At 71.7% G+C, this 19,451-nt stretch carries 20 protein-coding genes; 9 read left to right on the top strand and 11 right to left on the bottom strand.

What is annotated here, in order from left to right; genetic code table 11:
• Window positions 1-96: 96 nt before the first annotated feature.
• From ABZ385_RS17115 to ABZ385_RS17130, 4 genes are all read right to left on the bottom strand, one after another.
• Window positions 97-1,587 carry a gluconate:H+ symporter gene (locus ABZ385_RS17115; protein WP_358581924.1) on the bottom strand — a complete coding sequence of 497 codons (1,491 nt, stop codon included), beginning with the start codon at window positions 1,585-1,587 and terminating at the stop codon, window positions 97-99.
• Window positions 1,588-1,708: 121 nt separating this feature from the next.
• Entirely contained in the window at window positions 1,709-2,128 is a 420-nt protein-coding gene (locus ABZ385_RS17120; RefSeq protein WP_358581926.1) for a RidA family protein, read from the bottom strand.
• 6 nt (window positions 2,129-2,134) lie between these two features.
• Entirely contained in the window at window positions 2,135-2,893 is a 759-nt protein-coding gene (locus tag ABZ385_RS17125) for an IclR family transcriptional regulator (RefSeq protein WP_358581929.1), read from the bottom strand.
• Window positions 2,890-4,011, bottom strand: coding sequence for a sugar kinase (locus tag ABZ385_RS17130; protein ID WP_358911994.1), 1,122 nt, complete (start codon window positions 4,009-4,011; stop codon window positions 2,890-2,892). The genes ABZ385_RS17125 and ABZ385_RS17130 overlap by 4 nt, the downstream gene beginning before the upstream one ends.
• 127 nt (window positions 4,012-4,138) lie before the next feature.
• Here ABZ385_RS17130 and ABZ385_RS17135 point away from each other — a divergent pair, with 127 nt between their 5' ends.
• The gene (locus ABZ385_RS17135; protein WP_358581934.1) at window positions 4,139-5,446 is read left to right on the top strand and encodes an amino acid deaminase; all 1,308 of its coding nucleotides are present in this window, start codon (window positions 4,139-4,141) and stop codon (window positions 5,444-5,446) included.
• A gap of 93 nt (window positions 5,447-5,539) precedes the next feature.
• Window positions 5,540-7,156 (top strand): D-aminoacylase, encoded by a 1,617-nt coding sequence (locus ABZ385_RS17140; protein WP_358581936.1) that lies wholly within the window; start codon window positions 5,540-5,542, stop codon window positions 7,154-7,156.
• 11 nt (window positions 7,157-7,167) lie between these two features.
• Here ABZ385_RS17140 and ABZ385_RS17145 read toward each other — a convergent pair whose 3' ends face one another.
• From ABZ385_RS17145 to ABZ385_RS17160, 4 genes are all read right to left on the bottom strand, one after another.
• Entirely contained in the window at window positions 7,168-7,458 is a 291-nt protein-coding gene (locus tag ABZ385_RS17145) for an SCO5918 family protein (RefSeq protein ID WP_358581938.1), read from the bottom strand.
• Between the two features lie 59 nt (window positions 7,459-7,517).
• A complete protein-coding gene (locus ABZ385_RS17150) occupies window positions 7,518-8,993 on the bottom strand; it encodes a DEAD/DEAH box helicase (protein WP_358581940.1) in 1,476 nt (491 codons plus the stop codon).
• 269 nt (window positions 8,994-9,262) lie between these two features.
• Window positions 9,263-9,466, bottom strand: a complete 204-nt coding sequence (locus tag ABZ385_RS17155) for a cold-shock protein (RefSeq protein ID WP_046930152.1) — start codon at window positions 9,464-9,466, stop codon at window positions 9,263-9,265.
• 322 nt (window positions 9,467-9,788) lie between these two features.
• A complete protein-coding gene (locus ABZ385_RS17160) occupies window positions 9,789-10,130 on the bottom strand; it encodes a MerR family transcriptional regulator (RefSeq protein WP_358581943.1) in 342 nt (113 codons plus the stop codon).
• Between the two features lie 424 nt (window positions 10,131-10,554).
• Here ABZ385_RS17160 and ABZ385_RS17165 point away from each other — a divergent pair, with 424 nt between their 5' ends.
• The 3 genes from ABZ385_RS17165 (at window position 10,555) to ABZ385_RS17175 (ending at window position 11,978) form a co-directional block, all read left to right on the top strand.
• Window positions 10,555-10,938, top strand: a complete 384-nt coding sequence (locus ABZ385_RS17165; protein WP_358581946.1) for a hypothetical protein — start codon at window positions 10,555-10,557, stop codon at window positions 10,936-10,938.
• Between the two features lie 143 nt (window positions 10,939-11,081).
• Window positions 11,082-11,504, top strand: a complete 423-nt coding sequence (locus ABZ385_RS17170; protein WP_358581948.1) for an Hsp20/alpha crystallin family protein — start codon at window positions 11,082-11,084, stop codon at window positions 11,502-11,504.
• Window positions 11,505-11,579: 75 nt separating this feature from the next.
• Complete coding sequence (locus tag ABZ385_RS17175; RefSeq protein ID WP_358581951.1) at window positions 11,580-11,978, top strand: DUF2267 domain-containing protein; 399 nt, start codon at window positions 11,580-11,582, stop codon at window positions 11,976-11,978.
• A gap of 97 nt (window positions 11,979-12,075) precedes the next feature.
• Here ABZ385_RS17175 and ABZ385_RS17180 read toward each other — a convergent pair whose 3' ends face one another.
• A complete protein-coding gene (locus tag ABZ385_RS17180) occupies window positions 12,076-12,912 on the bottom strand; it encodes a serine protease (RefSeq protein ID WP_358581954.1) in 837 nt (278 codons plus the stop codon).
• Between the two features lie 149 nt (window positions 12,913-13,061).
• On the opposite strand from ABZ385_RS17180, the gene ABZ385_RS17185 reads away from it, so the two are divergent.
• Together ABZ385_RS17185 and ABZ385_RS17190 are read left to right on the top strand one after the other, a co-directional pair.
• Window positions 13,062-14,273, top strand: a complete 1,212-nt coding sequence (locus tag ABZ385_RS17185; RefSeq protein ID WP_358581956.1) for a pyridoxal phosphate-dependent aminotransferase — start codon at window positions 13,062-13,064, stop codon at window positions 14,271-14,273.
• Between the two features lie 83 nt (window positions 14,274-14,356).
• Window positions 14,357-14,794 (top strand): hypothetical protein, encoded by a 438-nt coding sequence (locus ABZ385_RS17190; protein ID WP_358911996.1) that lies wholly within the window; start codon window positions 14,357-14,359, stop codon window positions 14,792-14,794.
• A 241-nt stretch (window positions 14,795-15,035) separates the two neighbouring features.
• On the opposite strand, the gene ABZ385_RS17195 is transcribed toward ABZ385_RS17190, so the two are convergent.
• Window positions 15,036-16,883, bottom strand: a complete 1,848-nt coding sequence (locus tag ABZ385_RS17195; protein ID WP_358911998.1) for a phosphoenolpyruvate carboxykinase (GTP) — start codon at window positions 16,881-16,883, stop codon at window positions 15,036-15,038.
• A 383-nt stretch (window positions 16,884-17,266) separates the two neighbouring features.
• Between ABZ385_RS17195 and ABZ385_RS17200 the strand changes: the two genes are divergently transcribed.
• Together ABZ385_RS17200 and ABZ385_RS17205 are read left to right on the top strand one after the other, a co-directional pair.
• Window positions 17,267-17,911 carry a hemolysin III family protein gene (locus ABZ385_RS17200; RefSeq protein ID WP_358912097.1) on the top strand — a complete coding sequence of 215 codons (645 nt, stop codon included), beginning with the start codon at window positions 17,267-17,269 and terminating at the stop codon, window positions 17,909-17,911.
• 195 nt (window positions 17,912-18,106) lie between these two features.
• Window positions 18,107-18,847 carry a Mut7-C RNAse domain-containing protein gene (locus tag ABZ385_RS17205; protein WP_358912000.1) on the top strand — a complete coding sequence of 247 codons (741 nt, stop codon included), beginning with the start codon at window positions 18,107-18,109 and terminating at the stop codon, window positions 18,845-18,847.
• A 95-nt stretch (window positions 18,848-18,942) separates the two neighbouring features.
• Here the strand turns inward: ABZ385_RS17205 and ABZ385_RS17210 are convergent, their stop codons facing one another.
• Window positions 18,943-19,449, bottom strand: coding sequence for a carboxymuconolactone decarboxylase family protein (locus ABZ385_RS17210; protein ID WP_358587853.1), 507 nt, complete (start codon window positions 19,447-19,449; stop codon window positions 18,943-18,945).
• Window positions 19,450-19,451: the final 2 nt, after the last annotated feature.

The following is a 19,451-nucleotide window of genomic DNA, read 5'->3' on the forward strand; positions in this document are numbered from 1 at the left end:
CCCGCACCCGATTTTCCTCGGCCGGCCAGGTGGACGGGACGCCCTGCCGTGACGCTGACGTCGACATCCACGGCCGGTCGCGGGCGCCGCTCGGAACTACACGAAGACGCTCACGACCGCCGCCGCCGCGAAGCCCGCCAGGGACAGGACCGATTCCAGGATCGTCCACGTCTTGAGGGTGTCCCGTTCCGAGATGCCGAAGTACTTCGCCACCATCCAGAAGCCGCCGTCGTTCACGTGCGAGGCGAAGATGGAGCCCGCCGAGATCGCCATGATGACCAGTGCGACGAAGGCCTGCGAGTAGTCGCCCTCCGCCAGCAGCGGGGCCACGATGCCCGCCGTCGTGACGATCGCCACCGTCGCCGAGCCCTGGGCGACGCGCAGGACGAGGGAGAGCAGGTAGGCGAGGACGATGACCGGCAGGCCCACGTCCTGGAAGGTGTCCGAGAGGGCCTTCGCGACGCCGCCCGCCTTCAGGACCGCGCCGAAGACACCGCCCGCGCCGACCACCAGCAGGATGTTGCCGACCGGCTTCAGGGACGAGGTCGACACCCGTTCCAGGGACTTGCGGGACCAGCCGCGCCGGATGCCCAGCAAGTAGTAGGCCATGAACAGGGCGATGGTCAGGGCCACGAACGGACTGCCGAAGAACTCGATGACCGAGCGGGGCGTCGAGGGGTCGAAGGCTATGGAGGAGAAGGTCGCCAGGAGGATCAGGACGAGCGGCGTGCCGATGATCGCGAAGACGGTGCCCAGCGGCACCGGCTTCTCCTGCGGGCTCACCCCGGCCGCACGCTGCTCGGCGGCCACCGCCGCCTTCGCCTCCTCGGCGGCCTCGACCATGTCCTGCGGGACCGGCACGAAGATGCGCCTGCCGACCCACGCGGCGTACGCCCAGGCGGCGAGCACCGCCGGCAGGCCGCAGACGACGCCCATCAGGATGACCCAGCCGAGGTCCACCTTCAGCAGCCCGGCGGCGGCCACCGGGCCCGGGTGCGGGGGCAGGAAGGCGTGGGTCATGGACAGGCCCGCGAGGAGCGGCAGGCAGTAGAGCAGGATCGACTTGCCGCTGCGCTTGGCGGCGGCGTAGACGAGGGGGGCCAGGACGAAGATGCCCACGTCGAAGAAGACCGGGACGCCGAAGATCAGCCCGGTCAGGCCCATGGCCAGCGGCGCGCGCTTCTCGCCGAACAGGCCCAGCAGGCGCGACGCCAGCACCTCCGCGCCGCCCGACACCTCGAGGATCGCGCCGAGCATCGTGCCGAGGCCGATGATGATCGCCACATGCCCGAGGATGCCGCCCATGCCCGACTCGACGACCGAGACGGCGTCGGACCTCTGGACCGTGCCGAAGAGTTCGGTGACGGAGAGGCCGGCCGCGAGGCCGACGGCCACGGAGACCGCGAGCAGCGCCACGAAGGGCTGGAGCCGGACCTTGATGATCAGGAAGAGCAGCAGGGCGATGCCGAGCGCGGCGACGGTCAGCAGGCCCGCCGTGCCGTCGATCAGGGCGAGGAGGCCACCGGTGTGGGGTGGTGTCTGCGCGGCGGGGGCGGCCGCGAGCACGGCGGTGTGGGACGGGGACATCGTGGACCTCGTAAGGGCATAAGGCTTTCGGGGCAGGGGGGATCGCGGCACGGCGCCCCGTGCGGACGGGGCGCCGTGCCGTGACGACGTACGGCTTGCCGGAGGGGGAGGGGGATGCGGGTCAGCCGAGGACGGCGAGCGCGTCGATCTCGATGAGCAGGCCCTTGGGCAGACCCACGTAGACGGTGGTGCGGGCCGCGGCGGGGGCCGTGAGGCCCTGCTGCTCGAAGTACTCGTTGTAGATGTCGTTCATCTCCGCGAAGTGGTCCACGTCCGTGAGGTAGACGCGCATCATCATCACGTCGTCCCAGGTGGCGCCGCCCTCTTCGAGGATCGCCTTGACGTTGGCGAAGGTCTGGAGGGTCTGCTCGCGCAGGGTGGGGCCCGCCGGGGTGGGGGCCTTGCCCTCCTCGGCCGGCAGGAAGCCGACCTGGCCGGCGACCTGGAGGATGTTGCCCTTCTTGACGCCGTGGGAGAACTTCGCGGGCGGGGTGGTGTGGGTGGCCGGGGTGAGGGCTGTCTTCACGGTGGGCTCGCTCATGGACGTTCAGGCTTCCTTCAGGGGTGACTTGCCGGAGTACTCCCGGCTGATGGCGTCCGCCGTGCGGCGCACCAGCGGGAGCAGGGCGAGGAGTTCCTCGGCGGTGACGACGACGTTCGGCGCGGAGACCGACATGGCGGCGACGACGCGGCCGTCCGCGCCGTGGATGGGGGCCCCGACGCAGTTGATGGACTCCTCGTGGCCACCGAGGTCGGTGGCCCAGCCCTGTTCGCGCACCTTGTCCAGCTCGCGCAGGAACGCGCCGGCGTTGGGTGTCGAACGGGACGTGTAGGTGGGGTAGTCGAGCTTCTCCGCGAGGGCGCGGCGCTCGGCCTCGGGGAAGTCGGCGAGCAGGAGCTTGGCGACGGCGGCGACCGTGATGGCCACCGGTTTGCCGATACGGGAGTACATCCGCACCGGGTAGCGGCTCTCGACCTTGTCGATGTAGAGGACCTCGCCGTCCTCGTGGACGGCGAGGTGGACCGTGTGACCGCACTTCTCGTTGAGGGCGAGGAGGTGGGGGTGGGCGATCTCGCGTACGTCGAGGTTCTCGACGGCCTCCTGGGCGAGGGCGAACAGGCGCGCGCCGAGGCGGTAGCGCTGGTCGGACTGGCGGAAGACCAGGCCGTGTTCGTGGAGGGTGCGCAGCAGCCGCAGCGCCGTGGACTTGTGGACGCCGAGCCGGTCGGCGACCTGGCCGAGGTCGGCGGGGCCCTCGGCGAGCAGCGGCAGGATCGACAGCGCGCGGTCGACGGTCTGGCTCATGGGGTACGTACCTCCTCCTCGGCCCCGGGCTCCTCCGGAGCGGCGCCGCCGGTCTCCTCCGGAGCGGCGCCGCCGGTCTCCTCCGGCGCGTTCGCCGTCCAGCCGGGTCCGAGTCGCAGTGTCTCCCAGGCGGCGTCGTCGAGGGCGGCGAGGCGGTCGGCGTGTGCGCGGGCGCAGGGCCGGGCGAGGTCGCCGGGGACGGTGAGGGCGGCGGCGGCCATCAGGTGGCCGTGCCGCAGCCGCCGGGCGGCGCCCAGGCAGCGCAGGGTGGCGGAGAGGAAGCCGGCGGCGAAGGCGTCACCGGCGCCGACGGACGCGACGACGTCCACGCGCGGGGCGGCCTGGAAGACGGGCTCCTCGCCGTGCCGGAAGAGGGTGGCTCCGCGCCCGCCCTGTTTGACGACCAGGGTGGCGGGTTCGGGCAGGGCGGCGCGCAGGGCCTCGGGGCCGCCGGTGATGCCCCAGGCGGCCGCGGCCTCGTCCTCGCCGACGAAGACGAGATCCGCACCCCGGGCGAGGCCGAGGAGGACGTCCGCTCCGGCGCCGGAACGGTTCCGCCACAGCCCGGGACGGTGGTTGACGTCGAAGGAGACGAGCGGGGCCCGGTCCGCGCGCCGGGCGCACAGGTGGCGCACCAGGTCGAGGCAGTCGGCGGAGAGGGCGGGCGTGATGCCCGTCAGGTGCAGCACGCGGCCCGAGGCGAGCGCGCCCTCGTCGACGGAGCCCCGCGCCATGGCGGAGGCGGCCGAGCCCGCGCGGTAGTAGACGACCTCGTGGGTGTCGCAGTCGCGGTCGTCGGCGGTGCGGAAGTAGACGCCGGTGGGGCGGTGCGGGTCGCGGCCGACGGCGGAGGTGTCGACGCCGTAGCGGGCGACGGCCGCCACGAGGTGGTCGCCGAAGCCGTCGGCGCCGACGCGGCTGACCCAGCGGGTGGTGTGCCCGGCCGCGGCGAGGGCGCACAGGACGTTGGACTCGGCGCCGCCGATCCCGCGGTCGAAGGAGGGCACGTCGGCGAGGCGGCCCGGGCGCGCGGGCAGGAAGGTGACCATGGACTCGCCGAGCGCCACGACGTCCACGGCCGACGGTGCGGACGCCTTCGCGGCTGCCTGTGCGGTCACGTTCTCCAGCTCCTCAACCGGCTCCCCGGACCCGTTGACCCGGCGTTGGCTCGGATGTTAGACAGCAGTACGCGACATACGCAATGAACGTTGCACATGCTGCAACGCACCTCTGGAGGAGGCGCCCATGGCCGCCGACCACGCCGCCGACCACACCGTCGGACGTCCCGTCGATCCGCTGGCCGCGCTCGCGGACGAGCGGGTCGACCACCGCTTCAAGGGGCTTCCCCCGGACGCGGCGGGCCGCACCGTCGGCGAGCTGGCGGCCGAGCGCCGGAACCTGTTCACCGGCGGCTTCACCACCCCCGTCCTCGCCCTGTCGGCCGAGCGCCTGGAGCACAACCTCGCGCTCATGGAGACGTACGCGAAGCGGCACGGCCTCGCCTTCGCGCCGCACGGCAAGACGTCGATGGCCCCGCAGCTGTTCGCCCGGCAGATCGAGCACGGCGCGTGGGGCATCACCCTGGCCGTGCCCCACCAGGTGCACGTGGCACGGGCGTTCGGCATCTCGCGCATCTTCCTCGCGAACGAACTGGTCGACGCGGCGGCACTGCGCCGCCTCGCGGGCGAACTGGACGCCGATCCCTCCTTCCGCTTCCTCTGCTACGTCGACTCCGTACGCGGTGTGGAACTGATGCACGCCGCCCTGAGCGAGGCGGGCGCGACCCGGCCCGTGGACGTCGTGCTCGAACTGGCGGCGGGCGACGAGGCGCGCACCGGCGTGCGGACCGAGGCCGAGTGCCTGGAGATCGCGAACGCCGTCGCGGGCGCGGACACGCTGCGTCTCGTCGGCGTCGCCGGCTACGAGGGCGAGGTGCCGCAGCCCTCCACGGAACGGGTCACGGCCTGGCTGCGGCGGCTCGTCGGCCTGCTCGTCGAGCTGGACGCGGCGGGGCGGTTCACCGACCTGCCGGAGGTCGTGGTCAGCGCCGGCGGCAGCGCCTGGTTCGACGCGGTGGCCTCGGTGTTCGCCGAGATCCCGGAACTGTCCGCGCCGGTCCTGAAGTTGCTGCGCTCGGGCGCGTACGTCTCCCACGACGACGGCCACTACCAGCGGCTGACGCCGTTCAACCGCGTCCCCGACGAGGGCGGTCTCGAGCCGGCGTTCCGGCTCTGGGCGCAGGTGGTGTCGCGGCCCTCGGTCGAGCAGGCGTTCATCAACGCGGGCAAGCGGGACGCGGCGTACGACCTCGATCTGCCCTCGGCGCGGGTCGTGCGCCGGGACGGCGTGGAGCGCCCCGCGACCGGCATCACGGTCACGGGCCTGTCCGACCAGCACGGCTGGCTGCGGACCTCCCCGGAGGCCGACCTCGCCGTGGGCGACTGGGTGGGCCTCGGGCTCTCGCACCCGTGCACGGCCTTCGACAAGTGGCAGCTGATTCCGGTGGTGACCGACGGGGGGACGGTCGTGGACTACGTCCGCACGTTCTTCTGAGCCGACGCCGGGGCCCCCGGACACCTCACAGGCACCGCGCAGGCACCTCACAGGCACCTCGCGGACGCCGCGCGGACGAGAGAGAGACACCCCATGGACCTGGTGATCCGGGACGTACGCGTCATCGACGGCACCGGCGGTGCCTCGTACCGCGCCGACATCGGCGTACACGAGGGCAGGATCGCCGAGATCCGCGAGGAGGGGGACGGCCCCGGCCCCCGCCCGACGGCGCGCCGGACCCTGGACGCCCAGGGCCTCGCGCTGGCGCCCGGCTTCATCGACATGCACGCCCACAGCGATCTCGCCCTGCTCCGGGACCCCGCGCACACCGCGAAGGCCGCCCAGGGCGTCACGCTGGAGGTCATCGGCCAGGACGGCCTGAGCTACGCCCCCGTCGACGACCGCACGCTCGCCGGGGTCCGCCGCGCCATCACCGGCTGGAACGGCGACGGCGGCGACATCGACTTCACGTGGCGCACCGTCGGCGGCTACCTCGACGCGCTCGACACCGCGCACGGCGGGGACGGCATCGCGGTGAACGCCGCGTACCTCGTCCCGCAGGGCACCGTCCGGATGTACGCGCTGGGTTGGGACGACCGCCCCGCGACCCCCGCCGAGCTGGACCGGATGCGGCAGCTCGTCGCCGAGGGGATGCGCCAGGGCGCCGTGGGCATGTCGTCGGGGCTCACGTACACGCCCGGCATGTACGCCGACGACTCCGAACTGACCGAGCTGTGCCGGGTGGTGGCCGCCCACAAGGGCTACTACTGCCCCCATCACCGCAGTTACGGCGCGGGCGCCCTCCAGGCGTACGAGGAGATGGTGACCCTCGCCCGCACCGCGCGCTGCCCGCTCCACCTCGCGCACGCCACCATGAACTTCGGCGTGAACAAGGGCAAGGCGCCCGATCTGCTCGCCCTCCTGGACGAGGCCCTCGCGCAGGGGGCGGACATCACCCTGGACACGTATCCCTACACCCCCGGCTGCACCACGCTCGTCGCGCTGCTGCCCAGCTGGGCGGGGGAAGGCGGGCCCGACGCGATCCTCGCCCGGCTGCGGGACGGCGCGACCGCCGAGAGGATCCGCCACCACATGGAGGTCGTGGGCGCCGACGGCTGCCACGGGGTGCCCGTCGAGTGGGACACGATCGAGATATCCGGGGTCAACGACCCGGCGCTCGCCTCCTGCGTCGGCAAGACGGTCCGGAGCCTCGCCGACGCGCGGGGCGAGGCCCCTTGGGCGACCGCGCGGCGCCTGCTGATCGACGACAGGCTGGGCTCGACCATCCTCCAGCACGTCGGCCACGAGGAGAACGTACGAGCGATCATGCGGCATCGCGTCCACACGGGCGGCAGCGACGGCATCCTGCGGGGCGTCAAGCCGCACCCGCGTGCGTACGGCACGTTCCCGCGGTATCTCGGGCGCTACGCGCGGGAGTTGGGCGTCATGTCGCTCGAAGAGACGGTCGCCCACCTCACCGCGCGGCCCGCCGCCCGACTGCGCCTGCCCGACCGGGGCCTGGTCCGCGAGGGGTACCGGGCCGACCTGGTGCTCTTCGACCCGGAGACGGTCGCGGCGGGCTCCACTTTCGCGGCACCGCGCACGCTCCCGACCGGCATCCCGCACGTGTTGATCGACGGCAGGTTCGTCATGCGGGACGGCCGGCGCACGGCCACCCTCGCGGGTCGCGCCGTACGCCGGACACCCTGACCGCGGGCGGTCTACACCACGGACGTGGGCCAGGTCTCCGACACGACGGGCTCGGGCACGACGGGCGCGGGCGCGGGGCGGCAGGTGAAGCCGAGGCCGCTCAGCGCCCGGGTGACCTCCTGCGCGGAGAAGTCGCGCCGGTCCTGCCGGGTGATCGCCTCCCCCACCTGCTTGACGGGGTAGTGACGGCGCCCGATGATCACGGACTCACCGGTGACGGGCTCGGGCTTGACGCCCTTCATGGTCTGCTCGACCTCACTCTTGAAGAGGTCGAAGGGGAAACGGGCGATGACACAGCGCATGGGTGCCTCACAGAGGGAGAGGGTGGGGAGAGAGCCGGACGGGGCGGTGACCGCCGGTGTCAGGCGGCCTTGCTCTGCGAGGGGCCCTGCGCGGCGCCACCCGAACGGGAGGCGTAGGCGCGGCGGGCACGCCCGTCGCGCGGGCGCCGGCCACGGGAGGGGGAGCCCGGGCGTCCGGAGCTCTCCCTCGGCGGGGCGGCGATGGTCACGGGGACGCCCGAGGGGGTCCGGGCGCCGGTGATGCGGGTCAGCTCGGCCTCGCCGGAGCGCACCTGCGCGGTCTGCGGGGTGATGCCCGCCGCGGCCATCAGCCGGCTCATGTCGCGCCGCTGCGCCGAGGTGACCAGGGTGACGACGCTGCCGGAACCACCGGCGCGGGCGGTGCGGCCGCCGCGGTGCAGGTAGTCCTTGTGGTCGGCCGGCGGGTCGACGTTGACGACGAGGTCGAGGTCGTCGACGTGGATGCCGCGCGCCGCGACGTTCGTGGCGACGAGCGCGGTGACCTGGCCGGACTTGAACTGGGCGAGCGTCCGCGTGCGCTGCGGCTGGGACTTGCCGCCGTGCAGCGCCGCCGCCCGCACCCCGCTGTTGAGCAGGTGGGTGGTGAGCCGGTCGACGGCGTGCTTGGTGTCGAGGAACAGGATGACCCGCCCGTCGCGCGCGGCGATCTCGGTCGTCGCGGCGTACTTGTCGGCGCCGTGGATGTGCAGCACGTGGTGCTCCATCGTGGTGACGGCGCCCGCCGACGGGTCGACCGAGTGGACGACCGGGTCGCTCAGGTAGCGGCGGACCAGGAGGTCGACGTTGCGGTCCAGGGTGGCGGAGAACAGCATCCGCTGACCGCCGGGGCGCACCTGGTCGAGCAGCTCGGTGACCTGGGGCAGGAAGCCCATGTCGGCCATCTGGTCGGCCTCGTCCAGGACGGTGACGGCGACCTGGTCGAGCTGGCAGTCGCGGCGCTCGATGAGGTCCTTGAGCCGGCCGGGGGTCGCGACGACGACCTCGGCACCGGCGCGCAGGGCACCGGCCTGCCTGCCGATCGACATGCCGCCGACGACGGTGGCCAGCCGCAGCCGCACCGCCTTGGCGTACGGGGTGAGCGCGTCGGTCACCTGCTGGGCCAGTTCCCGGGTGGGCACGAGGATCAGGGCGAGCGGGCGGCGCGGCTCGGCGCGCTGACCCGCGGTGCGGGCGAGCACGGCGAGGCCGAACGCGAGGGTCTTGCCGGAACCGGTGCGCCCGCGGCCGAGGACGTCACGGCCCGCGAGGGAGTTGGGCAGCGTGGCCGCCTGGATCGGGAACGGCGCGGTGACACCCAGCCGGGTGAGGGTCTGCACCACCGTGTCCGGCAGCCCGAGCGCGCCGAAGTCCTCGACGGGGGGCAGCGCGGGGGTGACGGTGACCGGGAGGGCGAACTCTCCCTGGAGCGCGGCGGGGCGCCGGGAGGAGCCGCCGCCCCTGGAGTAGGACCGGCCGGCGGACGCGGGTCGGGCGCCGCCCGCGTATCGGCTGTTCGTGCGACTTGAGCGGTTCATGAAGAACCTTCCTCGATGCGGCGCGTATCGAGGAATTCTCACGACGCGGAACAGCGTCGAGAATTGCAGGAACGGCCGGGGGGATTAAACATAATTCCGGCCGCCGGATTTATTCCGGGAGCGGCCGGTCAAGAAAGAAAGAGGGACACGCTCCGGGCAGAACCACCGGGGTGTCGCATCAGGTCATCGGGGAGTGCTCTCCCCGGAAACAGAACGAGCTGGGGCCCGCACCCAAGGTGCGGGCCCCAGCTACGAAGTGCGCGTCAGCGTCAGGCGGGAACGATGTTCTCGGCCTGCGGGCCCTTCTGGCCCTGCGTGACGTCGAAGTTCACCTTCTGGCCCTCCTGGAGCTCACGGAAGCCCTGGGTGGCGATGTTCGAGTAGTGAGCGAAGACGTCGGCGCCGCCGCCGTCCTGCTCGATGAAGCCGAAGCCCTTTTCCGCGTTGAACCACTTCACGGTGCCAGTAGCCATGTCATATCTCCTTCGGGGCAGTGCCCGTGGAATCCACACTGTGCGAACTCCGCGTCGCCGCAATGATTTCCCCGTCCGGAAACAACCGGCAATACAAAGTGCCCCGCCGACACATAACGCCGACTGAGCACTTGAAGTCTCTTGGGAACCACAACTGCAACTGATAACGACAGTAGCACGCTCTCGCCGCTCGTGCAGAAGTTTCTATAGCGCTCAGCCGGTCGGCGGATAAACCCTCATCGCGCATCACGCGAAATTCTGCATTTGCCGCCGTAGATATCCGGTGGCGTCGGCGCGAGACCCGTGCCCATGGCGGGCTTCCTCAGGACGAGTTGGCCCCCTGGGACTCGGAGTGGCGCAGCTGCTCGTTGAGGCGCAGGGCCTCCTCCAGCTGGTCCTCCAGGATGACGATGCGGCAGGCCGCCTCGATCGGCGTGCCCTGGTCGACGAGCTCCCGGGCGCGCGCGGCGACGCGCAGCTGGTAGCGGGAGTAGCGGCGGTGGCCGCCCTCGGAGCGCAGCGGGGTGATCAGGCGGGCGTCACCGACCGCCCGGAGGAAGCCCGGCGTGGCGCCGATCATCTCGGCGGCCCGGCCCATGGTGTAGGCCGGGTAGTCGTCGTCGTCGAACCGGTCGGGACCTTGCTGATGGGTCTCTGGGGGCATCTGCACCTTTTCTGGAACGCGTCGAGGGGCCTGGTGCCGTACGACACCAGGCCCCGAGGGGTTTCAACACCATCTACCGGCCGTGTGTGCCGGCTCTCTGTATCCGCACGGCCGCCCGGCGGGGCGGGGATGCGGGGATCGCGGTTGCTTGACCGGGGACCACCTTCCAATCCGGGGCCTGCGGTACCCGGGCGAGATCGGACTCCGCCCAGGCGATCCTGATGGCGTCCCACTCCTCTCGTACTGCTGGAACTGCTGGTACTCGGTACTGCTGGAACGTCCTGTGTCGAACGTCTGTGACTACACGAAGAACTCTAGCCACGTCGGTTGCGCATGTCTACCGCAGCCGCGACAGATTTTCGGGAGCGGAGGGGGAGGTATCCGGGCACCCACGCGCCCGTTCGCCTCGGTAGGCTCATCAGTCATGTCGAAGCCTGACGAACTGCTCGTCGACATCGCCTCCCTGGTCGAGTCCGAGCGCAGCAATCAGATGTCCCTCACCGTGGTCGCGGCCGGCGCCGTCATCACCGGACGGCTGGCCCCCGAAGCCCTGTGGCGGCGGCGCGTCGCCGAAGTCCTCAAGGACTCCGACCAGCTGCGCCCGTTCGCCGCCGCGTTCGAGAGCGAGGCCGACGAGGCGCCCGCCGCCCCGGCGCGGGAGACCGCGCCGCCCACCCATCTGCACTTCCATCTGGCCCGGATCCTCCAGGGCACCCTCGGCCTGCCGGAGACCGGGGGCATGTACCGCATCGCCCTCCAGGACGTGAGCGCCTGGACGGTGGGAGACCTCAGCTACTCGGACCACTGACCGCCCGGACTCGGGTCCGGGGCCGGCTCCCGCGAGAGCTCCCGCCCCGGACCTGAGTCCCACCTTGTCAATTTTCCTTCCTTGGGCTATATAGAAAAACGTAGGGCATCGCACCCAGTACCTGAGGAAGGGAGTGACCCGTGATGCTCATGCGCACCGACCCGTTCCGCGAGTTGGACCGCCTCACCCAGCAGGTCTTCAACAGCACGCGTCCGGCCGGAATGCAGATGGACGCCTACCGCGAGGGCGACGAGTTCGTGGTCCACTTCGACCTGCCGGGCGTCGACCCGGAGTCGATCGACCTGGACGTGGAACGCCACGTGCTGAACGTGCGCGCCGAGCGCCGCTCCCCCGCCCGCGAGGGCGTGGAGATGATCGCGGCCGAGCGCCCCACCGGCAGCTTCTCCCGCCAGCTGTTCCTCGGCGACACCCTGGACACCGAGCGCATCGACGCCTCGTACGACGCGGGCGTGCTGACTCTGCGCATCCCGGTGGCCGAGCAGGCGAAGCCGCGCAAGATCCAGATCAGTGGTGGCGACAGCGGTCGCCGGCAGATCAGCGGCTGACTCCCTCGCGCGAGCAGCCGCGGCCACGCGGGGAGCGCGGCCGATCGACCAGATGAAACGGAGGAGAACGGCACGATGAGATGGAGCGAACTCATCGAGGCGGTCCGGGAATGCGGCCAGTACCCCACCGCCGCGCAGGCCGAGCGCGTGACGCGCACCGTCCTGGCCGCCCTCGGCGGCCACGTCGTCGGGGACGAACGCGTGGAACTGGCGGGGCAGTTGCCGGCCGAGGCGGCGAAGGTGATCGCCGACCAGGTTCCCGTGGCCCGACAGCTCACGGCCGCGGAGTTCGTCGAGAGCGTGGCGCAGCGCCTGGAGGGCGCCACGCCGGCCACCGCCCGATGGGACGTCAGCTCCGTCCTCACCGCCCTGGCGCGGGCGGTCGACAGCTCGCTCGTCGACCGCCTGCTGAGCCTGCTGCCGCCGGGCTACGCCCTGCTGTTCGGCCGGGCCGAGCTCGTGGCGGCGGCCTGAGCATCTGAGGGGCGGGTGCCGCCCGGGCCCCGGACAGGGGGCTCGGACGGCACCCGCCCTCGCGTTCGCTTCCCTGCCCGGCCGCCCGGGGGCCCCGCTACTTGGGCAGAGTGCAGCCGGGACGGTTCAGGTCGATCTTGTTGCCGGCGCCGACGCACGGCACGATCGTGTAGGTCTGCTGGCCGTAGTTGACGCCTTGGCGCACGGTGACCCGGCCGCTCTCGTCGACCTCGCAGGGGTTGTTGTCCGTGCACCGGCCGCCGTCGTCGTTGCCGGTGTTGTGGACGGCGACGACCTTGCCGGTCGCGTCATCGATCACCGGGGAGCCCGAGGTCCCGCCGATCGTCCGGCAGGCGGAGGTGTAGCGCAGGGAGTCCTTCCAGGTCCACTCCCCCTCCTTGAGGCGGTACGCGAAGCCGTCGACGGCGCAGCTGTAGGTCTTCTTCCAGTAGCCGGAGGCGATGGTGATCGCCCGGCCCCGCTCGGGGCGCGCCGCGCTCAGCTCCAGCGCCTTGATCCCGTACCTGCTCTCGATGTCGCGGTAGGTGCTGGTCAGCTGGTAGAGCGAGACGTCCGTGTCGGTCATCGTGCCGTACGCGATCTTGCTCGCCCTGACCTTGCCGAGGTTGCCGCCCGTGGCGTTCAGGAGCGTGAAGGTGCGCGAGGAGGGCTGGTCGACGACGACCTCGCCGGCCCCGGGGAAGCCGGTCTCCAGGCAGTGGCCGTTGGACATGACGAGCGCGGGGTCGCCGGGCTGCGAGGCGGGTACGCGGACGACGGAGCCGGAGCAGTTGCTGAGCGCCACGGTCCCGGCGAAGCCGACGGCCTTGACCGCCGGCTGGACGGGGCGTTCCTCGCTGACGGCCGCCGCGGGCGCCGCCGTCGCTCCCAGGAGCAGCACGGCGGAGCAGGCGCCGACGAGAGGCTTCTTCATGTGGGGGTCCCCTCCGATGGCAGAGTTGTCATGCGCATTGTTGGGCCAGGGGAACTCGCGGGACAAGACCGCCTCCGGGGCCCGCGCCCGCCGGGCGGGAGGCGAAATCCGCTCCGCCGCCCGCCGGAACACCCCGTAAGCTCGCCGCCATGCAGGTCATCCAGTCGACGAAGCTCGCCAATGTCTGTTACGAGATCCGGGGCCCCGTGCTCGAGGAGGCCATGCGGCTGGAAGCGGCGGGCCACCGCATCCTCAAGCTGAACACCGGCAACCCCGCCGCCTTCGGCTTCGAGTGCCCGCCCGAGATCCTGGAGGACATCCTCCGCAACGTCGGCACCGCGCACGGCTACGGCGACGCGAAGGGGCTCCTGGCGGCCCGCCGCGCGGTCGTCATGCACAACCAGACGCTCGGCATCGAGACCGACGTCGAGCACGTCTTCATCGGCAACGGCGTCTCCGAGCTGATCGTGATGGCCATGCAGGGCCTGCTCGACGACGGTGACGAGGTCCTCGTACCGGCGCCGGACTACCCCCTGTGGACCGCGGCCGTCTCGCTGTCCGGCGGCACCGCCGTGCACTACCGGTGCGACGAGCAGGCCGACTGGATGCCGGACCTCGCCGACATCGAGCGCAAGGTGACCGACCGCACCAAGGCGCTCGTCATCATCAACCCGAACAACCCGACCGGCGCCGTCTACAGCGACGAGATGCTGCGCGGCCTCACCGACATCGCGCGCCGACACAATCTGCTGGTCTGCTCGGACGAGATCTACGACAAGATCCTCTACGACGGGGCGACGCACACGCCGACCGCCGCCGTCGCGCCGGACCTGCTGACCCTCACCTTCAACGGCATGTCGAAGGCGTACCGGGTGGCGGGCTACCGCGTCGGCTGGATGGCGGTCTCGGGGCCGAAGGCGCACGCCTCCTCGTACATCGAGGGCCTGACGATCCTCGCCAACATGCGCCTGTGCGCGAACATGCCGGGTCAGCACGGCGTCGTGGCGGCGCTCGCCGGACGCCAGACGATCAACGACCTGGTGCTGCCGGGCGGGCGGCTCCTGGAGCAGCGGGACACGGCGTACGACCTGCTCACGCAGATTCCCGGGGTGAGCTGCGTGAAGCCCAAGGGATCGCTGTACCTCTTCCCGCGGCTCGACCCGAAGGTGTTCAAGATCAAGGACGACCGGCAGCTGGTCCTGGACCTGCTGCGGGCTGAGAAGATCATGGTCGTCCACGGTACGGGCTTCAACTGGCCGGAACCGGATCACTTCCGTGTCGTCACCCTGCCGACGGCGACGGACCTCGCGGAGGCCGTCCGGCGGATCGGGAACTTCCTGGACGGCTACAGCCAGCCCTGAGGCGTACGCCACCTGGGGCAGGCATAACTTTAGACAGAATCCAAGCTAGGATGGTGTCAAGCAACCCGCTTGGAGGCCATCCCGTGTACGAGCCGATCCGCACCAAGTCGGTCCATTCGACGGCCGACGACGCGAGCTTCCCCCACCGCTCCCGCGAGGAGGAGCTGGACATCCAGCTCGCCGGGCACCTCGCGGCGCTCCTCGCCGCCACCGACGAGCTGCGCGCCCTGGCGCCGGCCGCCGAGCTGGACGCCGCCGCCGAGCGGCTGGCGCGCGAGGTGGCGCGGCTGCGCCGCGGCGCGCAGCCGGTGCGGACCTCCGTCGCCGCCGGCCGGGCCCACGGCTCGGCGCGCGGGAGCCGCCCCCTGACCCCGCTCGCCGCCCTGCACCAGCGCGCCCACGCCCTCGCGGGCCGCGCCCTGGTCGTGGCGGCTTCCCGCGCCGACACCGCGGCGGCGATCCTGGCCGCCGAGCGCATGGACGCCCACGCGGACGCCGCGCGCCTGGTCGGCACCCCCTGAAACGGCCCCGGTCCGCGGCCGGTGAGGCCGCGGACCGGGTGCCACCAGCGGTGGCGACGGCACTGGGGGTGCCCTTGGCCCCGCCGATGAGCCTCGTCATTGAAGCACGCGGGGACCGCGCAGGTGAGGGCCGTGTGCCGAAAGCGTGAAGGACGCGTGCCTCCGCACAAGGACGCGTGCCCACGCATACGGGAGGGCCCCGCACGCCGTTGTGCGGGGCCCTTTCCGTGGCGCTGGAGCGTCAGCCGAGGCGCTGCACGAGCGCGCGGTACTCGTCCCACAGTTCCTGCGGCGTGTGGTCGCCGAAGGTGTTGAGGTGCTCGGGGACCAGCGCGGCCTCTTCGCGCCAGACCTCCTTGTCGACCGTGAGCAGGAACTCCAGGTCGGACGCGGGCAGGTCCAGGCCCTCGGTGTCGAGCGAGTCGACCGTCGGGAGGATGCCGATGGGGGTCTCGACGCCCTCGGCGCGGCCGTCGAGGCGCTCCACGATCCACTTCAGGACGCGGGAGTTCTCACCGAAGCCCGGCCACACGAAGCGGCCCTTGTCGTCCTTGCGGAACCAGTTCACGTAGTAGATCTTGGGGAGCTTCGCCTGGTCCTTGTCCTTGGCCACGTCGACCCAGTGGGCCATGTAGTCGCCCATGTTGTAGCCGCAGAAGGGCAGCATGGCGAAGGGGTCGCGGCGCAGCTCGCCGACCTTGCCCTCGGCGGCGGCGGTCTTCTCGGAGGCGACGTTCGCGCCGAGGAAGACGCCGTGCTGCCAGTCGAAGGACTCGGTGACCAGCGGGACCGCGCTCGCGCGGCGGCCGCCGAAGAGGATCGCCGAGATCGGCACGCCCTTGGGGTCCTCCCACTCGGGCGCGATGATCGGGCACTGGGAGGCGGGGGTGGTGAAGCGGGCGTTGGGGTGGGCGGCCGGGACGCCGGAGTCCGGGGTCCAGTCGTTGCCCTTCCAGTCGGTGAGGTGGGCGGGGGTCTCCTCCGTCATGCCCTCCCACCAGACGTCGCCGTCGTCGGTGAGCGCGACGTTCGTGAAGACGGAGTTGCCCCACAGCGTCTTCATGGCGTTGGCGTTGGTGTGCTCGCCGGTGCCGGGCGCGACGCCGAAGAAGCCGGCCTCGGGGTTGATCGCGTACAGGCGACCGTCCTCGCCGAAGCGCATCCAGGCGATGTCGTCGCCGATCGTCTCGACGGTCCAGCCGGAGATCGTCGGCTCCAGCATGGCGAGGTTCGTCTTGCCGCAGGCGGAGGGGAAGGCGGCGGCGACGTACTTGCTCTCGCCCCGCGGGGGCGTCAGCTTCAGGATCAGCATGTGCTCGGCCAGCCAGCCCTCGTCGCGCGCCATGACGGAGGCGATGCGCAGGGCGTAGCACTTCTTGCCGAGCAGGGCGTTGCCGCCGTAGCCCGAGCCGTAGGACCAGATCTCGCGGTCCTCGGGGAAGTGCGAGATGTACTTCGTGGAGTTGCAGGGCCAGGGCACGTCGGCCTCGCCCTCGGCCAGCGGGGCGCCGAGGGTGTGGACGGCCTTGACGAAGAAGCCGTCCTCGCCCAGCTCGTCCAGGACGGCCTGGCCCATCCGGGTCATGGTGCGCATGGAGACGGCGACGTACGCGGAGTCGGTGATCTCGACGCCGATCGCGGACAGCGGCGAGCCGACCGGGCCCATGCAGAAGGGCACGACGTACATCGTGCGGCCCTTCATGGAGCCGCGGAAGACACCGCCCTTGCCGTCGGTGCCGCGGAAGATCTCCCGCATCTCGGCGGGGGCCTTCCAGTGGTTGGTCGGGCCCGCGTCCTCCTCCTTCTCGGAGCAGATGAAGGTGCGGTCCTCGACGCGCGCGACGTCGGTCGGGTCGGAGGCCGCGTAGTAGGAGTTCGGGCGCAGAGTCGGGTCGAGCTTCTTGAACGTCCCCTTGGCGACGAGCTCCTCGCACAGGCGCTCGTACTCGGCCTCGGAGCCGTCACACCAGACCACCCTGTCCGGCTGCGTCAGTTCGGCGATCTCGTCGACCCAGGAGGCGAGCTCCTTGTGACGGGTCGGGACGGTGTTGGTCGGGACGGTGCTGGGAGCCGCGATGTCGCGCGCCACGATTGCTCCTAATCGAGGGGTTTTTGGGATGTATGCCCCGTGGGGGCTGCGACCCGGACGCTTCACGTGTACTTCCTTTGGCGCTCATCCGGTGCCGACCGCACTCATTTGATCATCCGACGCGTCCGCGCATCTGTCCAGAGGGCCTCACACCTGAGCGGCGTGAGGCTCGCCACTTGTACGGCTTCGGGTACGAGGGCGGGGTTCCGTCCGTTTTGGTGCGGGGCGCCCGGGGCGGGCGGGGCGGGGGCGGAGTGGGGTCCGCCACTGGCTGATGACCGACTTACGGGGCCGTAGGTACGATGCGGACCATGACCGCCTCCGCCTCCGAACCGATTCCGGAACCCGAGGGCGCCCCCTCCCTCGTCCCGTCCCCGCAGGACATGCCGCTGCCCGTCAAGCCGAAGATGCGCGGCTGGTTGCACGCCGGCATGTTCCCCGCGGTGGTCGTCGCCGGCCTGGTGCTGACCGCCCTCGCGGACACCACCCGCGGCCGGATCGCCTGCGGCGTCTTCGCCCTGACCGCCTGTCTGCTCTTCGGCGTGAGCGCGCTGTACCACCGGGGGAACTGGAGTCCGCGGGCGGACGGCGTCCTGCGCAGGCTGGACCACTCCAACATCTTCCTGATCATCGCGGGCACCTACACCCCGCTGACGATGCTGCTGCTCCCCGGCGCGAAGGGGCGGTGGCTCCTGTGGGGCATCTGGGGCGCGGCCGTCGCGGGCATCGCCTTCCGCGTGTTCTGGGTCGGCGCCCCGCGCTGGCTGTACACGCCGTGCTACATCGCGATGGGCTGGGCCGCCGTCTTCTTCCTGCCCGACTTCATGCACACGGGCGGCGTCGCCGTGCTCGTCCTGGTGGTCGTCGGCGGACTGCTCTACAGCGCGGGCGGCGTGATCTACGGCATCAAGCGCCCCAACCCCTCCCCCCGCTACTTCGGCTTCCACGAGGTCTTCCACTCGCTGACGCTGGCCGCCTTCGCCGTCCACTACATCGGCATCTCCCTGGTGGCCTACCGACACGGCTGACCCCCGCCCCACCGCACACGCCCAGTGGCCCCGGCTCTTTGTCCGGGGCCACTTTTTCGTGCCCGGCCGTGTGCTCCCGGACGCCGGACCAGTCGCGGCCGGTCGCAGCCGGGTCGGTCGCAGCCGGACGGTCGCAGCCGGACGGCGCCTGAAAATCCCCGGTGGCGGGCCGGGGCGCCGTGCCATCCTGACCCTATGAACGGTCCGGAGATCCTCGTAGGTTTCGCCCCTGAGCTGGGCGTTTTCGTCCCGCAGGAGCGAAGGGGCGGTCCCACGAGGGCTGTTACGGACGGTGCGTCCACGCTCGGGCACGTGGTCGAGTCCCTCGGCGTCCCCCTCACCGAGGTCGGCGCGCTCGTCGTGGACGGGCGCGAGGTCGCCGCCGGACACATCCCGGCGGCCGGCGAGAGCGTCCGCGTCCGCGCGGTACGCCGCCCCCAACCCGTACCGGGCGCTCCCCTGCGGTTCCTCCTCGACGTGCATCTCGGCACGCTGGCGCGGCGCTTGCGGCTCCTCGGCGTCGACGCGGCGTACGAGAGCACGGACATCGGCGACCCGGCCCTCGCCGCGCGCTCGGCGGCCGAGCGGCGCGTTTTGCTGAGCCGCGACCGGGGCCTGCTGCGGCGCCGCGAGCTGTGGGCCGGAGCGTACGTCTACAGCGACCGCCCGGAGGAGCAACTCCGGGACGTGCTCGGCAGGTTCGCGCCTCGACTGCGGCCCTGGACGCGGTGCACGGCCTGCAACGGCACGCTCCGGGCGGCCACCAAGGAGGAGGTCGCGGACGTCCTCGAAGGCGGCACCCGGGGGACGTACGACGTCTTCGCCCAGTGCGGTGAGTGCTCCCGCGTGTACTGGCGGGGCGCCCACCACGACCGGCTGGAGGCGATCGTGGCGGGGGCCATGGAGGAGTTCGGCGGAGCCCAAGCCCTCGCCTGAGGCCGGCGGGGCCCTCACCTGGGGCTGCGGAGCCCTCCCCTCATGGCGGCGGGGCCCTCACCCCATGCCGGCGGGGCCCTCACCTCATGCCGGGCTCACTTCCACGGGTCGGTGAACGACCGGCCCGGCACCGGCTTGGCGATGAGCGCCACGGCGGCGAAGAAGTTGACCTGGCCGATGGCGAACATCAGCGTGGCGAGCGCCTTGGGCTCGTAGTGCTCGGCCGCCTGCGCGTACAGCTCGTCGGGGACCCGCTCGCCCTGCGTGGCCGGCTGGAGCACCGCCTCCACCAGCGCCAGCGCGGCCCGCTCGGGGCCGGTGAAGTACGGCGAGTCCTGCCAGGAGGCCACCGACGTGATCCGCTCCTGCGTCTCCCCCATCTTGTTCAGGAAGCCCGTGTGCAGCACGGTCAGGTAGGTGCTGCCGAGGATCTGCCCGGCACGCAGCTGCACCAGGCTGATCGTCGGACGCGGCAGCGAGCCGTTGCCGACGACCTTGAACAGCGCCGCCGACACCTCCGCCAGCTCGGGCACGAGGGCCGCCGGGTCATCGGACATCCTCGGCGCCATCGGGATCTCCGCCGTGATCGAACGCGTTTCCATCG

Source organism: Streptomyces sp. NPDC005898 (assembly GCF_040629635.1).
Lineage (GTDB): Bacteria > Actinomycetota > Actinomycetes > Streptomycetales > Streptomycetaceae > Streptomyces.

What these genes read in the sequence shown, in the direction of transcription:
- ABZ385_RS17115 (WP_358581924.1), bottom strand. Translation starts at nt 1,587, where the DNA reads ATGTCCCCGTCCCACACCGCCGTGCTCGCGGCCGCCCCCGCCGCGCAG.
- ABZ385_RS17120 (WP_358581926.1), bottom strand. Translation starts at nt 2,128, where the DNA reads ATGAGCGAGCCCACCGTGAAGACAGCCCTCACCCCGGCCACCCACACC.
- ABZ385_RS17125 (WP_358581929.1), bottom strand. Translation starts at nt 2,893, where the DNA reads ATGAGCCAGACCGTCGACCGCGCGCTGTCGATCCTGCCGCTGCTCGCC.
- ABZ385_RS17135 (WP_358581934.1), top strand. Translation starts at nt 4,139, where the DNA reads ATGGCCGCCGACCACGCCGCCGACCACACCGTCGGACGTCCCGTCGAT.
- ABZ385_RS17140 (WP_358581936.1), top strand. Translation starts at nt 5,540, where the DNA reads ATGGACCTGGTGATCCGGGACGTACGCGTCATCGACGGCACCGGCGGT.
- ABZ385_RS17145 (WP_358581938.1), bottom strand. Translation starts at nt 7,458, where the DNA reads ATGCGCTGTGTCATCGCCCGTTTCCCCTTCGACCTCTTCAAGAGTGAG.
- ABZ385_RS17150 (WP_358581940.1), bottom strand. Translation starts at nt 8,993, where the DNA reads ATGAACCGCTCAAGTCGCACGAACAGCCGATACGCGGGCGGCGCCCGA.
- ABZ385_RS17155 (WP_046930152.1), bottom strand. Translation starts at nt 9,466, where the DNA reads ATGGCTACTGGCACCGTGAAGTGGTTCAACGCGGAAAAGGGCTTCGGC.
- ABZ385_RS17160 (WP_358581943.1), bottom strand. Translation starts at nt 10,130, where the DNA reads ATGCCCCCAGAGACCCATCAGCAAGGTCCCGACCGGTTCGACGACGAC.
- ABZ385_RS17165 (WP_358581946.1), top strand. Translation starts at nt 10,555, where the DNA reads ATGTCGAAGCCTGACGAACTGCTCGTCGACATCGCCTCCCTGGTCGAG.
- ABZ385_RS17170 (WP_358581948.1), top strand. Translation starts at nt 11,082, where the DNA reads ATGCTCATGCGCACCGACCCGTTCCGCGAGTTGGACCGCCTCACCCAG.
- ABZ385_RS17175 (WP_358581951.1), top strand. Translation starts at nt 11,580, where the DNA reads ATGAGATGGAGCGAACTCATCGAGGCGGTCCGGGAATGCGGCCAGTAC.
- ABZ385_RS17180 (WP_358581954.1), bottom strand. Translation starts at nt 12,912, where the DNA reads ATGAAGAAGCCTCTCGTCGGCGCCTGCTCCGCCGTGCTGCTCCTGGGA.
- ABZ385_RS17185 (WP_358581956.1), top strand. Translation starts at nt 13,062, where the DNA reads ATGCAGGTCATCCAGTCGACGAAGCTCGCCAATGTCTGTTACGAGATC.
- ABZ385_RS17200 (WP_358912097.1), top strand. Translation starts at nt 17,267, where the DNA reads ATGCCGCTGCCCGTCAAGCCGAAGATGCGCGGCTGGTTGCACGCCGGC.
- ABZ385_RS17205 (WP_358912000.1), top strand. Translation starts at nt 18,107, where the DNA reads ATGAACGGTCCGGAGATCCTCGTAGGTTTCGCCCCTGAGCTGGGCGTT.
- ABZ385_RS17210 (WP_358587853.1), bottom strand. Translation starts at nt 19,449, where the DNA reads ATGGAAACGCGTTCGATCACGGCGGAGATCCCGATGGCGCCGAGGATG.